The sequence below is a fragment of the Alcanivorax sp. IL2 genome (assembly GCF_047495475.1).
Classification (GTDB): Bacteria; Pseudomonadota; Gammaproteobacteria; order Pseudomonadales; family Alcanivoracaceae; genus Alcanivorax.
Genome location: NZ_CP179932.1, coordinates 1,473,296 through 1,486,424 on the forward strand (window position 1 = coordinate 1,473,296; position 13,129 = coordinate 1,486,424).

13 protein-coding genes and 1 pseudogene are annotated in these 13,129 nt (G+C 58.6%); 9 read left to right on the forward strand and 5 right to left on the reverse strand.

Going from position 1 to position 13,129, the window contains the following annotated elements:
* Positions 1 to 112: 112 nt before the first annotated feature.
* Positions 113 to 667: an RNA polymerase sigma factor gene (locus ACMG4N_RS06905; RefSeq protein WP_414433139.1), complete on the forward strand. Its 555-nt coding sequence runs from the start codon at positions 113 to 115 to the stop codon at positions 665 to 667.
* Positions 664 to 1,353: an anti-sigma factor domain-containing protein gene (locus ACMG4N_RS06910; RefSeq protein ID WP_414433140.1), complete on the forward strand. Its 690-nt coding sequence runs from the start codon at positions 664 to 666 to the stop codon at positions 1,351 to 1,353. Before ACMG4N_RS06905 ends, ACMG4N_RS06910 begins: the two co-directional genes overlap by 4 nt.
* Positions 1,354 to 1,375: 22 nt before the next feature.
* Here ACMG4N_RS06910 and miaB read toward each other — a convergent pair whose 3' ends face one another.
* On the reverse strand, positions 1,376 to 2,713 hold the full coding sequence (miaB, locus tag ACMG4N_RS06915) for a tRNA (N6-isopentenyl adenosine(37)-C2)-methylthiotransferase MiaB (protein WP_414433141.1): 1,338 nt from the start codon (positions 2,711 to 2,713) through the stop codon (positions 1,376 to 1,378).
* 91 nt (positions 2,714 to 2,804) lie between these two features.
* Between miaB and ACMG4N_RS06920 the strand changes: the two genes are divergently transcribed.
* From ACMG4N_RS06920 to ACMG4N_RS06940, 5 genes are all read left to right on the forward strand, one after another.
* Complete coding sequence (locus tag ACMG4N_RS06920) at positions 2,805 to 3,371, forward strand: SCO family protein (RefSeq protein ID WP_414433142.1); 567 nt, start codon at positions 2,805 to 2,807, stop codon at positions 3,369 to 3,371.
* Positions 3,352 to 3,798: a copper chaperone PCu(A)C gene (locus tag ACMG4N_RS06925; protein WP_414433143.1), complete on the forward strand. Its 447-nt coding sequence runs from the start codon at positions 3,352 to 3,354 to the stop codon at positions 3,796 to 3,798. The genes ACMG4N_RS06920 and ACMG4N_RS06925 overlap by 20 nt, the downstream gene beginning before the upstream one ends.
* An 83-nt stretch (positions 3,799 to 3,881) precedes the next feature.
* Entirely contained in the window at positions 3,882 to 5,120 is a 1,239-nt protein-coding gene (locus ACMG4N_RS06930; protein WP_414433144.1) for a hypothetical protein, read from the forward strand.
* A gap of 12 nt (positions 5,121 to 5,132) precedes the next feature.
* Positions 5,133 to 5,540: a hypothetical protein gene (locus ACMG4N_RS06935; protein ID WP_414433145.1), complete on the forward strand. Its 408-nt coding sequence runs from the start codon at positions 5,133 to 5,135 to the stop codon at positions 5,538 to 5,540.
* A 470-nt stretch (positions 5,541 to 6,010) separates the two neighbouring features.
* A complete protein-coding gene (locus tag ACMG4N_RS06940) occupies positions 6,011 to 6,865 on the forward strand; it encodes an endonuclease/exonuclease/phosphatase family protein (protein WP_414433146.1) in 855 nt (284 codons plus the stop codon).
* A gap of 148 nt (positions 6,866 to 7,013) precedes the next feature.
* On the opposite strand, the gene ACMG4N_RS06945 is transcribed toward ACMG4N_RS06940, so the two are convergent.
* The 3 genes from ACMG4N_RS06945 to ACMG4N_RS06955 all read right to left on the reverse strand — a co-directional run bounded on the left by ACMG4N_RS06945 (position 7,014) and on the right by ACMG4N_RS06955 (position 9,648).
* On the reverse strand, positions 7,014 to 7,718 hold the full coding sequence (locus ACMG4N_RS06945) for a TorF family putative porin (RefSeq protein WP_035249228.1): 705 nt from the start codon (positions 7,716 to 7,718) through the stop codon (positions 7,014 to 7,016).
* Between the two features lie 217 nt (positions 7,719 to 7,935).
* Positions 7,936 to 8,406 carry a hypothetical protein gene (locus ACMG4N_RS06950; RefSeq protein ID WP_035249227.1) on the reverse strand — a complete coding sequence of 157 codons (471 nt, stop codon included), beginning with the start codon at positions 8,404 to 8,406 and terminating at the stop codon, positions 7,936 to 7,938.
* Positions 8,407 to 8,601: 195 nt separating this feature from the next.
* Positions 8,602 to 9,648, reverse strand: coding sequence for a M14 family zinc carboxypeptidase (locus ACMG4N_RS06955; RefSeq protein WP_414433147.1), 1,047 nt, complete (start codon positions 9,646 to 9,648; stop codon positions 8,602 to 8,604).
* 464 nt (positions 9,649 to 10,112) lie between these two features.
* Between ACMG4N_RS06955 and ACMG4N_RS06960 the strand changes: the two genes are divergently transcribed.
* Entirely contained in the window at positions 10,113 to 10,859 is a 747-nt protein-coding gene (locus tag ACMG4N_RS06960) for a hypothetical protein (protein WP_414433148.1), read from the forward strand.
* Here the strand turns inward: ACMG4N_RS06960 and ACMG4N_RS06965 are convergent.
* Positions 10,837 to 11,196, reverse strand: a pseudogene (locus tag ACMG4N_RS06965) (methyltransferase family protein); the annotation flags it as partial. The gene ACMG4N_RS06960 and the pseudogene ACMG4N_RS06965 overlap by 23 nt on opposite strands.
* 326 nt (positions 11,197 to 11,522) lie before the next feature.
* Between ACMG4N_RS06965 and ACMG4N_RS06970 the strand changes: the two are divergent.
* The gene (locus ACMG4N_RS06970; protein WP_297770492.1) at positions 11,523 to 12,989 is read left to right on the forward strand and encodes a PhoH family protein; all 1,467 of its coding nucleotides are present in this window, start codon (positions 11,523 to 11,525) and stop codon (positions 12,987 to 12,989) included.
* Positions 12,990 to 13,129: the final 140 nt, after the last annotated feature.

Genomic DNA, 13,129 nt, shown 5'->3' on the forward strand with positions numbered 1-13,129 from the left:
ACGGCTCCCTGTTCCGGGCCGCTTCGGCGGCCCGGTTTTCCTCTTGTTGACACATTCTTCTCGTACTCTGGTGAATCATCTTCACTCTGCTTCTTACTGGATACGCAGGTTCATGGACGATTCACGCGCTGAGCTGGAAGAAGGCAATGCCCTGGTACGGGCCTGTGCCAGCGGCGACCGACAGGCATTTCATCAGCTTTATCTCAATGAAGCGCCACGCATGCTGGCGTTGGCGCGTCGATTTACCGGCGAGTCATCACTGGCTGAGGATGCCTTGCAGGATACCTTTATTCAGGTCTGGGAAAATGCCAGGCGCTTTCAAAGCCAGCGAGGTTGCGCGCGGACCTGGCTGTTCGGATTATTGCGATACCGCTTGATCAACCAATACCACCGCTCCCGACGGGATGCGTTCGAGCCCCTGCCAGGGGATCAATGGCCTGATCCGGGCCCCTCCCCAGAGCAATGCTCCGTGGAGCAGGATCAGCGACGCGCCATCGTCGACTGTCTGCAAGGTCTGCAAATGGATCGCCGCCGCCCCATTCTCATGGCGTTCTATCAGGGGTTTACCTACGAACAGATTGCCGAAACCCTGGCCGTTCCTCTGGGGACTATCAAGAGCCGGGTTCGATCCGGCTTGAAAGGGCTGCAGGAGTGTCTGCGACTATGATTCCGGAACAGCCTGAAGCACAGCGTCTGTTGATTGCCGAGTATGTCCTCGGCCTCCATTCCCGTGAGCAGTCGGCAGAGATTGAGCAGTGGCTGGAACAGGACGAGGACGCTGCGCAACTGGCCGGCCACTGGCGGGAGCATTGGCTGGGGGCGGCAGAGCTGCTGGAACCGGTACCGTTGCCGCCGCGAGTATGGCGCGAGATTTCCCGGCAAACCGCTTCGGCGGATGTCCGCGGCCGGTTTGACTGGCAGTGGTTGTGGCAGAGCCTGACGCTCTGGCGCACCGTCAGTGTTGCCTTGCTGGTGGCGGTAGTGTTGCTGCTGGGGCCACTGCGGGTGCCGGCGCCGGTTTATACCGTGGTGCTGCAGGCACCGGGTGAGGCCGCCAGCCCGAGCTGGCGAGTGACCGTGTCTGCGCAGGGGGACTTGCAGCTGACGCCGCTGTCGGAGAGTCAGTACCCGGCAAATCGCAGTGTCCAGTTCTGGACCCTGGCGGACCCGGCACTGGGCCCTCGTTCCTTGGGCTTGGTGCAGCCCGGCGAGCCGTTGGTGTTACCGGCCAGCCGCGTGGGCGGGGTGGAGAGTGGCCAGCTGTTCGAGCTGACGCTGGAGCCGCCGGGTGGCTCTCCCGCTGATCGACCCACCGGGCCGGTTCTGTTCATTGGTCGGGCGGTGGCGCTATAGCAGGCAAAGTCGCAACCCGGGGTCAGCCCGGGTTGCGCGGGTCGCTGCCGAGCAGGGAGTTGCTGTAGGCCTGATCGATGGTGATGTCCACGAATTTGCCGATCAGGTCGGTATCATCACTGCGGAAGTTAACCACCCGATTGTTCTCCGTGCGGCCCTTGAGTTGGCCCGGGTCTTTCTTGGAGAAACCATCCACCAGAATTCGCTGGGTGCTGCCCACCATCTTGCGGGAAATGTCCTGCACATTCTGGGTGATGCGCTGTTGCAGAATCGCCAGGCGCTGTTTCTTCACCTCCATGGGCACATCATCGGGCAGGTCTGCCGCCGGGGTGCCGGGGCGGGCGCTGTAGATGAAGCTGAAGGACATGTCGAAGCCGATGTCGTGGATCAGATTCATGGTGTCTTCGAAGTCCCGGTCGGTTTCCCCGGGGAAGCCGATGATGAAATCGGAGCTGAACGAGATGTCCGGGCGGATGCGCTTGAGCTTGCGCAGCTTGCTCTTGTATTCCAGCACCATGTGGTTGCGCTTCATCATGGCAAGAATACGGTCGGAGCCGGACTGCACCGGCAGGTGCAGGTGATTGACCAGTTCTGGCACGTCTTCATAGACCTGGATCAGCGCATCGGAGAACTCCACCGGGTGGCTGGTGGTGTAACGGATGCGATCAATACCGTCGATGTCGCGGATCAGCCGGATCAGGTCGGCCAGGTCCAGGGTGTCGCCGTCGGCGCCCACACCCCGGTAGGCATTCACGTTCTGACCCAGCAGGTTCACCTCGCGCACGCCCATTTCTGCCAAGTGCTCCACTTCTTTCAGCACGGGCTGCACCGGGCGACTGACTTCCTCACCGCGGGTGTAGGGCACCACACAGAAGGTGCAGTATTTGGAGCAGCCTTCCATGATCGACACGAAGGCACTGGGGCCGTCCACGCTGGGTTCCGGCAGGTTGTCGAACTTTTCCACTTCCGGGAAGGTCACATCGATGGCCAGTTTCCGGGTAGTGGCGGCCTGGGTGATCAGGCCGGGCAGACGGTGCAGGGTCTGCGGGCCGAACACCACGTCCACATAGGGGGCCCGGTCACGAATGGCATCGCCTTCCTGACTGGCCACGCAGCCGCCTACCGCGATCACCATGTCCGGTTTGGCGTCCTTGAGCTTTTTCCAGCGACCCAGCTGGTGGAATACTTTTTCCTGGGCCTTTTCGCGGATCGAGCAGGTGTTGAGCAGCAATACGTCTGCTTCTGCCGGATTGTCGGTGGGCTCCAGGCCGTGGCTGGATTCGAGCAGGTCCACCATGCGAGTGGAATCGTACTCGTTCATCTGGCAGCCGTGGGTCTGAATGAAAAGCTTGCGTGCCATGGGTTGCCTAACCGTTGAATAGAGTGAAAATGGGCGCGGCTGCAATTAGAGTCCGCTTAAATGGGCGCGGATTATACCAACCGGAGAGATCATGCGAAAACTGCCGTACATCCTGCCAGTGCTTCTGGCCCTTCTGGTTGCCGGCTGTGGCAAGCAGGAAAGCGACTTGCCAGTCAATACAAGGCTGGGTGGTGAGTTTACACTAACTGACCACAACGGCGAGCCTTTCAGCCAGGCACAGCTCAAGGGCAAGGTTTCCATCCTGTTCTTCGGTTACACCCATTGTCCTGACATCTGCCCGGCGGTGCTGGCCCGAGTGGCCCAGGTGTATCGGCAGTTGCAAGAGGCCGGTGAAGCGGACCAGGTACAGCCGGTGTTTATTACCTTCGACCCGGAGCGAGATACAGCGGAGCACCTGAAGGAGTATTTGCCCTGGTTCAAGGCGGACATCATCGGCCTGACCGGCAGCCTGGCGGAAATCCGCGAGGTGGCAACGCAATACGGGGTGGTGTTTATCAAGGATCAGGAGGAGCAGGATTACCTGTTCACTCACAGTGACTATATTTACCTACTGGACGACCAGGGTCGGGTGCGCAAACTGTACCCGGCGGATTTCACCATTGACGAGGTGGTAACTGATGCCAAAAGCCTGCTTTAACGCTCTGTTGGCAGGCGCCGTGCTGGCCCTTGCCATGCCTGCTCACGCGGAGCTGACGTTTTCCGACCCCTGGTTACGTGCGGTGCCACCGGTGTCGCCGACCATGGCGGGTTATGCCACGTTGAACAATACCGGCGAGGATACCGTGATCATCACCGGTGTCAGCACCCCCGTTGCCGGCCACACCATGCTACATGATGTGGAAACCGCCGCTGACGGCAGTCGCAGGATGGTGCACCTGCATCACCTGGCAATCCCGGCCGGAGAGAGCCTGGTACTGGCACCGGGGAACAGGCATCTGATGCTGATGAAGCTCACACAGGTCCCGGCTCCCGGGGACAGTGTGGAAGTTTGCTTTCATCTGAATGGCGGGCAGGATGCCTGCGCGGCGTTCCCGGTAAAACGAGCGTCCCAATCTGACGGTTGAACCCGGTTCTTTTTTACGGATAATGCCATGCTTTATTCGTAGTCGTTATGTGATTAAAACGGCTATAAAGGCGTGGGGGATCTATGAAAAAGGCATTATCCGTGATGCTGGGTACTTTACTGAGTGCGGGCCCTGTCTGGGCCCAGACTCCGGAAGGTGATGTCCAGCAGAGGCTGCGTGATTATGAGCAGCGCCTGGAACAGCTCGAAAAGCAGCAGTTTGATAATACCCTCAGCGATGCTGCTGACCGGATCCGTATCAACGGTTTTCTCTCTGCGGGCATGTCCCGGGCCGAGGTGGACACCACCTCTGGTTCTGCCAGCTACATCGATGGCGCCAGTGATAAATGGAGCCATGATTCCCTGACTCGCGCTGGCGTACAGTTCAATGCCGAGCTCAGCGAACGGGCGGAAGCTGTGGTGCAGCTGTTTGCGTCCGGCGATGACGAATTCAATGCGGAATTGCAGTGGGCTTATCTGGATTATCAGGTCAGCGATTCTGTGAGCATGAAAGCGGGGCGTATCGTGGCGCCGTTCTACATGCACTCCCAGTACATCGATGTGGGCTATGCCTACCCGTGGGCCAGCCTGCCGGCGGAGGTGTATCAGCTGGCGCCGGTGAAAACCATGGAGGCGGTGGAAGCCTCCTGGCGTTTCACCACCGGGGCGGTTTCTCACCGTCTGTCCGGCTTTTGGGGTTCCAGTACCGTGGATGGTGGTGAGCGTGTGGCCAATGCCCAGTTTCAGACCGATGATTTGAGCGGCCTGAACTTTACCAGCTACTGGCGTAACTGGACGGCGAGAGCCGCCTACACCGCTGCGGATGTTTCCGTCAGTCAGCAGGACTTGCAGGGTGCTCTTGGTTTCCCGCCTGCCGTGCTGGGTCTGTCCTTTGATGATGTTTACACCTATTTTGCGGGTGTCGGGCTGCAATACGATGACGGTAGCTGGTTTTTCTCCGCGGAAAAGGCGCGGCTGGATTTTGATAACTGGTACCCGAGCAGCGAGAGTGGCTACGTCACAGTGGGCAAATACCTGGGCAAGTGGATGCCCATGGTCACCTGGGCAGAAGTGACGCCTCGTGATCTGGATAGCAGCCTTCCGGCTGCCCTGAATAATGGCCTGGCGGAACAACAGAAGAGCTGGACCGGTGGGCTGCGCTATTCCCTCACCGACTCCATCGCCCTGAAAGGGGAGGTGAGTTATTACTACGATTTTTCCGATAGTGATGTTACCACGTCCGGGTTCTTCTTCACCGACGGAGGCCAGCTTGAAGACGATCATGCCACGGTGATTCGCCTCAGCGCGGATCTGGTTTTTTAAGGGGGAATGACCATGAAAAAAATACTATTTTCATTGCTCCTGATGCTGGCGGCAGCGGCCCAGGCAGAACCGGTGGTGGTGGTGTCCGCCAACAGCGGTCTCGATGCACTGACTCAGGATGAAGTGCGACAGATCTTCAATGGCCAGACCCGCCGGGTATCCGGTGCCTCGGTGAAGCCGCTGGACTTGCCGTCACGGGGCCGTGCTCGAGATGATTTTTACCAGCAGGTGCTCGGCAAGAGTGCCGAGCAGATGAAAAGTTATTGGGCGAGGATGATCTTTACCGGCCGGGGCATGCCGCCCCGGGAAGTCTCCAGTGAACAGGAGATGGTTATGCTGGTGGGCAGCAACCGTAACTTTGTCGGTTATCTGGATGCATCACTGGTGACCCCGGATCTGAAAGTGGTCTATCGGCCCTGACGTTTTCTGTTGTTGTTCACATACCCCTTGCCCGCCTCATTGGCGGGCTTTTTTTGATCGCAAACCTCGCATAGATGCAAAACGTAGGGTGCCACTGTGCCTAAGGCGAACTGCACCATCAAACGCCGGATCGGTGCAGTTCGCCTTAGGCTCAGTGGCACCCTACGCTATTGGCTGCGGTCAGGGGTTCAGGGGCCTGTCATCCGGAAGCAAGTTCCGGGGCAAGCCAGTTTCCGCTAATTCGCGAAGGTCTTTTAGCTGACGCCGAAAGCTTGACGCTCGGCCACGCAGCATTTCGGGTGTGTCTTATATCTCGTCCTCTTTTCCTACACAAACCTCCGCGTTTTCTACTGTTGCGATGTGCTAGGCGTTCATACACTGCCTGCATGCGATATCTGATTTTTTGTTTATGTTTGCTGGTCGCGACCGGGCTGTGGGCGGATTGCCGAGGCCTTGCTCCCGACCGTGGTGTGCCCGCCCCCGCAGCGGATGAATGGACTCTGGCGACGCTGAACCTGTGGCGGCTTCGCGATACCCGCAAAGACAGCCGGCTGGATGAACCGCTTTCCGAGGCTGTGTTGAACAGGCGAATACAGGCGCTGGCTGGGTTTATTGCCGGCCCTTTGCAGGCGCCCCATATGCTGGCTGTTCAGGAAGTGGAAAATCGTGAGTTACTCGAGGCCCTGGCGGTACGCCTTGCCAGGCACGGCTGGCGTTACCGCGTCGCACTGAAAGAGGGCAATGACCCTTCCGGCATGGATGTGGGGCTGCTTTATCGGCAGCCGGTACGGATTGTGTCGGTAGAAAGCCTGTTTGCGGAGCAGGAATTTCACGGCCACTCACTGTTTTCCCGTCCGCCCTTGCACGTGACTGTGCGCTCTCCTCGGCAGTTGCAGTTGGTCGTCGTGCACTTGCGTAGTGCGCGAGGTCTGCACAAGTCACGGGTTCGGCAAAAAAGGCAGCGTCAGGCCGCGTTGCTGGCCAGCTGGGCCATTGAGCAAAGTGGGTCGTTGATAATGGCCGGTGATTTCAACAGCACCTGGGGCGCCGGGCGTATCTCGGCAAGCTATAGGCGTTTTGCGCAATCCGGTCTGTTCAATCTGTGGCAACGGCTGCCAAAGCGGGAACGTTACAGTTTTCGTCACCGTTGCCGACCACAGGCCCTGGACCATATCTGGGTGTCACCGGATTTGGAAACGTCTGTCAGCACAATGGCGGTAAGCCGTGGCAATGCAGGTCGCTATCACAGCCTCTATGGCAGCCAGGGGGTGGCGCCGGTATCGGATCATGATGCGCTGGTAGTGTACTTTTCTGCAGAGAGGTAACGACAGGTTTGGCGTGTTGCCTGAAGCGCGGGGGATGTTGCGTGGAAGGTAAAAAGACGCCGCGGGGTTGCTTGCGTGTTTGCGAGGACCAGGGAGAGCCCCGCGGCGTTAAACAGTGAGCGGCGTGAGCCGCCCGTTTTCTTGGTGCTTACAGAGCGAACTCGTAGGCAACGCTCAATACTACGTCGTCATCCCAAGTGTCGACGCCATTCACGTCTTCCTGATCTACGATCTTGGATGCCGTGAAGGTGAATTGCTCGGTAACGGCGTAGCTGAGATCCACGTGCGTGTAATCTGCGAGAGTGCCGTCTACCTCAGGGTCACCGTCGTAATCGTAATAACCTGCGCTAATGCCGTATTTGTCGTAGCCGTAGCCCAGCGCAAAGTAGTCATCTTTGTAGTCTACGGCATCGTCGCCACGGCCAACTTCGCCAACACCGATGAAAGCATCAGCGCTGAAACCGGCAAAGCCTAGACCAAGATGGACTTCCTCAAAGTCCGCGCTGGAAGCCGGGTCCGGCGCAGTGGTGCCACCGGTCGTGTAATTATAGTCGATGTAGCTGATGTCGTAGCTCAGACCTTCAATCTCGCCACCGAAACCGGCGTACAGGTCGTACTCGGTGTCGTCGGTTTCAGAAGATGCCCAGGCACCAGCGTACAGACCGGAAGTGTGGGAGTAGTCAACGCTACCGTACACCGCAGCGCCGTCGGTCAGTTGCTGACCACGCCACAAGTACTGGCTGGAAGCGCCCAGGGTACCACTGACTTCAGCAGCAGCGATGGCCGGAGCCAGGCTGGCAGCCACGATGGAAGCGGCCAAAACGGTTTTCTTCAGACCAAATACGTTTTTCATGTGCAACCCTCTTAACAAGTCTAATTCGTTCAATGTGCGCTGGTGACGCACCGCCTTTTCGGCTCGAAAAAGATATTGCAGAGAGCGTGCCAACTATTTTTTGTTTATATAAAACAGCGGCTTGATGGTTTCGTAGGAAGAAAAAGGGGGTTTAACAAAGGGGAAACAGACAATGCGGTGCGCGAAATTGGTGCTGCGCACCGCATTGGTGCGCATATTATGGGCACTGCCAGTCCGTGAGCACGGCATCCACACTGGCGCCGCTGGCGTCTTTCAGTGACAAACCACATTGACCGTTCTCATGGACAAAGTGCGCCTGGTAGTCGCCGCCGGCCTGAGGGGCAAACTGCAGGGCTACTTTGCAGCGGTCACGGCTATTGTCAGCCTGACGGCGGTTATAGATGACGCCGATGCGGGTAGCCGGGGCAATATCGACCGTAGTGGTGACCTGGGGGCTTTTCTTCATTGTTTTCAGTAAATCGTCCAGGGCTCCTCCGCTAACCGGGTTTTGCGACAGCGCGTATTCCGTTGATTTGAAGCCCTTGCCGGGCACACAGACCACCGGTTGAGCGGCTGTATTGTTGCTGGTGAAGGTGACCTGGGCGGTATCTCCACTGGTCGGTGGCTGGTAATTCAGGTGCTGACAGCCGGCCAGCAGGGCCAGGGGGGCAAGTATCAGGGCTTTCATGGTGTGTCCTTATCGAGGCGTTTGGCAAAGTGTAAGTCAGCCGGGCGGCGGACCCAATGGGCTTTTCTGTTGCAAGGTCGGGGCCATGAATGGATGGTGGCCTCGCAGATGGCGTGAGAAACCTGTGTAGGAGCTTGCTTGCAAGCGAAGGGAGGCGAATTCGCTTGCAAGCAAGCTCCTACAAAAGATCAGCGGTTAGTCAGCGTCCCCGAACCAGTGCGCAATGGCCTGTCGGGTCAGTGCCGGTTTTTCCCGGGTAGTGGGCAGCCAGTTGCCGGCGTTGGCAGTCATGGCGGTGAGAAACTCGAACAGGGGCAGGTGCTGACGCAGTACCCGGTGATGGCGGTGGCCGATTACCGGGTTGAAGTATCCGAAGAAATCCAGCATCTGCCGCGGGTTCTTGCGCACCCATAGCCAGGAGCCCATTTCCAGGGTGAACGGCAGGAAGGTGTGATGCGGTGCCCGTTCCTGGGCGTCGTCGTAAAGGTAGTCCCACAGATCACCATGGGTGGTGTAGTTCACTGACTGTGGCTCGATCAGGTAGGGATGATGGTGAGGGTAGGTGTCCTCAAAATGCTGTTTGAGCCGGAATACTTCGCCGATATGGGGAATGGGGCGATGGCTGCGGGCGTAACAGCACCAGATCCGGTCGCGTCGGCCAAAGCCGCTGTGACAGTCCAGGCTCATGGAAAATGGAGCCGGCATCAGCTTTTCGCGTACCACGCGAGCCACGGCCTGGGCTTCCGGCTCCATGGGGTTGCCACTTTTCCCCCGGTACCAGGGCAGATGGCGACTGATGCGGTGGCCGCCCACCAGAAAGGGCACCCTGCCCATGGCATCAATAGGGGCGTTACGCATCAGATCCACGCCATTGGGGTTGCTGCGGGTGCGCTTCCAGATACCGCCCGGATTGATCATCGGCATGAACACCAGCCGCACCTGCTCCAGCCGCCGGTGGAGCTGATCGTCCCACTGCAAACGATGAATCAGACTGTGCAGCCAGGACATCAGCACCTGGCTACCGATCCGCTCTACACCATGAACGCCACCAAAAAAACCGATCACCGGCACGCCGGGAGAGGTGCTGCCCATTTCGATCACCCGCACCGGCAATGACAGCTCACCCATGGGCACCTCATGAACCGTGGACACGCGCAGGTGACGTTCACCATGACGAATCAGGGCATCCAGGTGCAGGAGCTCGGGCAGATGGCGTTGCAGCAGGTAGAGCTTGTCTTCCATAGGCGGGGGACGGGGACAGGCAAAGAGGATCACACAGGGTAACGACGGTAGATAACAGGAATGTGACGATGCCTGACCTGCATGTTATCACCTGGGTATCTACGGAGCCGCTGTAGGAGCGGATCTTGAGCCGCGAACCTCGCGAAGCGAGGAAATCGACCGAAGGGCGATCAGGGATTTCTGGGCTCGACAGGTTTCTCTAGAAGGAGCCGGTGGTTGCCTTGCACATTTCCTTCGCTGTCGCTCGGATTCGCACCTCAAGAGGTGTTATTCGCTGCGCTCACCCCTTCGGGGCCGCCCTGCGGGCGTTACTCCGCTACGCTTCGTTCCTACCGCGGCGCTGTAGAGAGATTGGCAGTTTTTCTTCACCAAACCGTGATGCCACTGTCAGCGAACCGTCACGTCATTTTCCTAGTGTGGGCCCAGGATAGTCCTGCAACGGATAAGAGCCTGTGGCGATGCCCATGACAATGCCTCTTGAGTCTGCTTGCTCGCTGCGAACCGGGGATTTGTTATTGTTCTCGGGTCGTGGTTTTACCAGTGAGGTGATCCGGGTTTTTACCCGCAGCCCCTGGAGTCATATCGGCATGGTGGTGCACCTGCCTGGCAATCCCGACCCTCTGGTTCTTGAATCCACCACCCTCAGTGAATCGTCGGATGTGACCCTGGGGTGCCCGGTGGCCGGTGTGGCGTTGGTACCCTTGGTGGACAAGTTGCGCGATTACCCGGGTACTGTGGCGTTGCGTCGTCGGCATGGCCCCCCTTTGAGTGACCGCCAGCAGCAATTGCTGGCGCGGATGGTAAAACGCCTGCTTCATCGTCCCTACAAGAACTACGTGCTGTGCAATGCCCTGGATGTGCTGACAGGCTTTACCCGCAAGCCGGATCAGCGTGGCTGGTTTTGTTCGGAGCTGGTGGCGGAACTTTATCGACGACTGGGCTGGTTGCCCCGCCAGACCCGTGCCAGCACCCTGGTGCCGGGGCATTTCGGATCCCGCCATATGCGACTTCAACACGGCAAGCTGGGCGCGGTGGAGTTCCTCAAGGCCGGATCGCAGGCAATCGCTATCCGCGCCCGTGTCAGTGTTACAGCCAGCGCCGTACCCGTTGCCGATAAGCCTGCCATTGCTCCCCGAACTGCTGAGCATGAAAGGCTTCTTCCGCCGCAATCACATGCTGCTGGATCACCCAGACAATCGGTGCCAGCATGATCAGCATCCCTGTGCTGTGCTGGTTCAGTGCCATGGCCAGGTACAGGGCAGTAAAGCCCAGGTAGATGGGATTGCGGCTCAGCCGGAACACGCCCCGGGTAAGCAGTTGGCTGGCCGGGCGATGGGGGACCAGGGTGGTGCGTGCCAGGCGCAGCTGGATGACGGCGGCCAACACCAGGGCCGTGCCGATCACCGCCAGGGCCAGGATCACCCAGCGGGCCCCGGGAAACGTCGGGGCGGGCAGGGTAAGGGCTTGATCAATGCCATAGCCCATCAGCAGGCCGCCCAGGTACAGGGCTGGCGGCGGCATCATGACGTGCGGGTGCTCAAGGGACATGGCGATAACCTGTTGACAGAAAAAGGAGGTGAGGACAAACAACCAGTGAGAATTCTAAACGCTATGACAGCCGTCCGCCTGCCCGGTGGCAAACTTTACGAGGTTTTCTATTGATCATTTCGAAAAAGCTGGGTTATGGTAATTCGAATCCCGCCATTGCGGGAGTGATCGCGATCAAAAGCTGTTACAGCTGCTGCAACTGAACCGCCAAAAGGCTTAAACCAATGGCGGCAGGCGCAGGCGTCACTCTCGCTTTATCAGGTAAGAGCCAGATCTGACGCCCCAGCCAAATGCCGCCCGAGACGCAACCGTCACAGGGGATACGCATGGAAGAGCGCGCGGCCAGACTTCACACCCTCTCCATCAACCACGCAAGCGCCAACCAGAACGATTCAACCCTCGAGCAAGAACAGCAAAAAACCTACGTCATTGATACCAACGTGTTAATCCACGATCCGAACTCGTTGCTCAACTTTGAGGAACATCGGGTGGTGATTCCCATGACGGTGCTGGAGGAACTGGACAAGCTGAAGAGCGGCAACAAATCCCATACGGCGGCGGATTGTCGCGCGGCCATTCGGCAGATCGATCGGGTGCTGGGTAGCGCCACGCCGGCGCAGGTAGAAGCGGGCATCCCCATTCCCCGCGGGCCGGAGACGGTCACCCAGGGCACGCTGACGGTGTTGATGTCGACGTCCGGGGAGCTGAATACCCCCCTGCCCAATGACCTGAACGACAATCGCATTATCAATGATGTGGTGGCCATGCAGTCCAGGCAGCCAGAGCGCCGTTTCATTCTGGTCACCAAGGATATCAACATGCGCCTCAAGGCGCGGGCCTGCGGCATCGAATCGGAGGATTACCACAACGATCAGCTGGTGACGGACATCAAGCAGCTGACCCGTGGCTATTTCGAAGTGCCCGGTTCCTTCTGGGATCAGGTGACCCAGGTGGAAACCGAGCAGGTGGGCGCGGATACCCTGCATCATCTGTCCCACGGGTTGCTGGTCAGCGAGATTCTCGGTGAAGAAGTCTATCCCAATCAGTACATCATCGATGAGCAAGGGTTCGTCGGGCGCGTGCTGGATGTGGATAACGGGGTTGTGACCTTGCGGCACTACAAGGCTGACAGCTTGCTGGATCAGGAGGTCTGGGGCCTGCGGCCCAAGAATCTGCAGCAGGCCATGGCGCTGCAACTGTTGATGGACCCGGATGTGCACCTGGTGACCCTCACCGGCGCGGCCGGTTCCGGCAAGACCATCCTGGCGCTGGCTGCCGCCATCGAAATGACGGTGGAACAGAAGCGCTACAACAAGATCATTGCTACCCGGTCAACGCCGCCGCTGGCGGAAGAGCACGGCTTCCTGCCCGGTACGGAAGAGGAAAAAATGGATCCCTGGCTGGGAGCCATCAACGACAATATAGAGGCACTGCACCTGAACGATGAAAATCCCTCGGGCAGCATTCAATACGTGAAGGAAAAGGCCAATATCCAGTTCAAGGCCATGAACTATATCCGCGGGCGCAGCTTCCAGAAATCCCTGATCCTGATCGACGAAAGCCAGAACCTGACCCCCCATCAGATGAAGGCGATCATCACCCGGGCCGGGGAAGGCTCCAAGGTGGTGTGCCTGGGCAACCTGGCCCAGATCGACACCCCCTACCTGTCACCCACCAGCTCTGGCCTCACCTACATGACCGAACGCTTCAAGCGTTTCGTCCATGGCGGCTCGGTGCAGCTGAACGGGGTGCCGAGGTCGTTGCTGGCGGAGTATGCGGAGCAGTTTCTTTAATTAATAATGAATAATTAATAGTTAATAACGCCACGATCGGGAGGTCGTGCCATACAAACGCAAGGGGCCGCGCCCAACCTTTGGGCGCGGCCCCTTTGCTTTGAAAAACAGCTGGCGTAGAGCGCGCAGCTATTAATTAT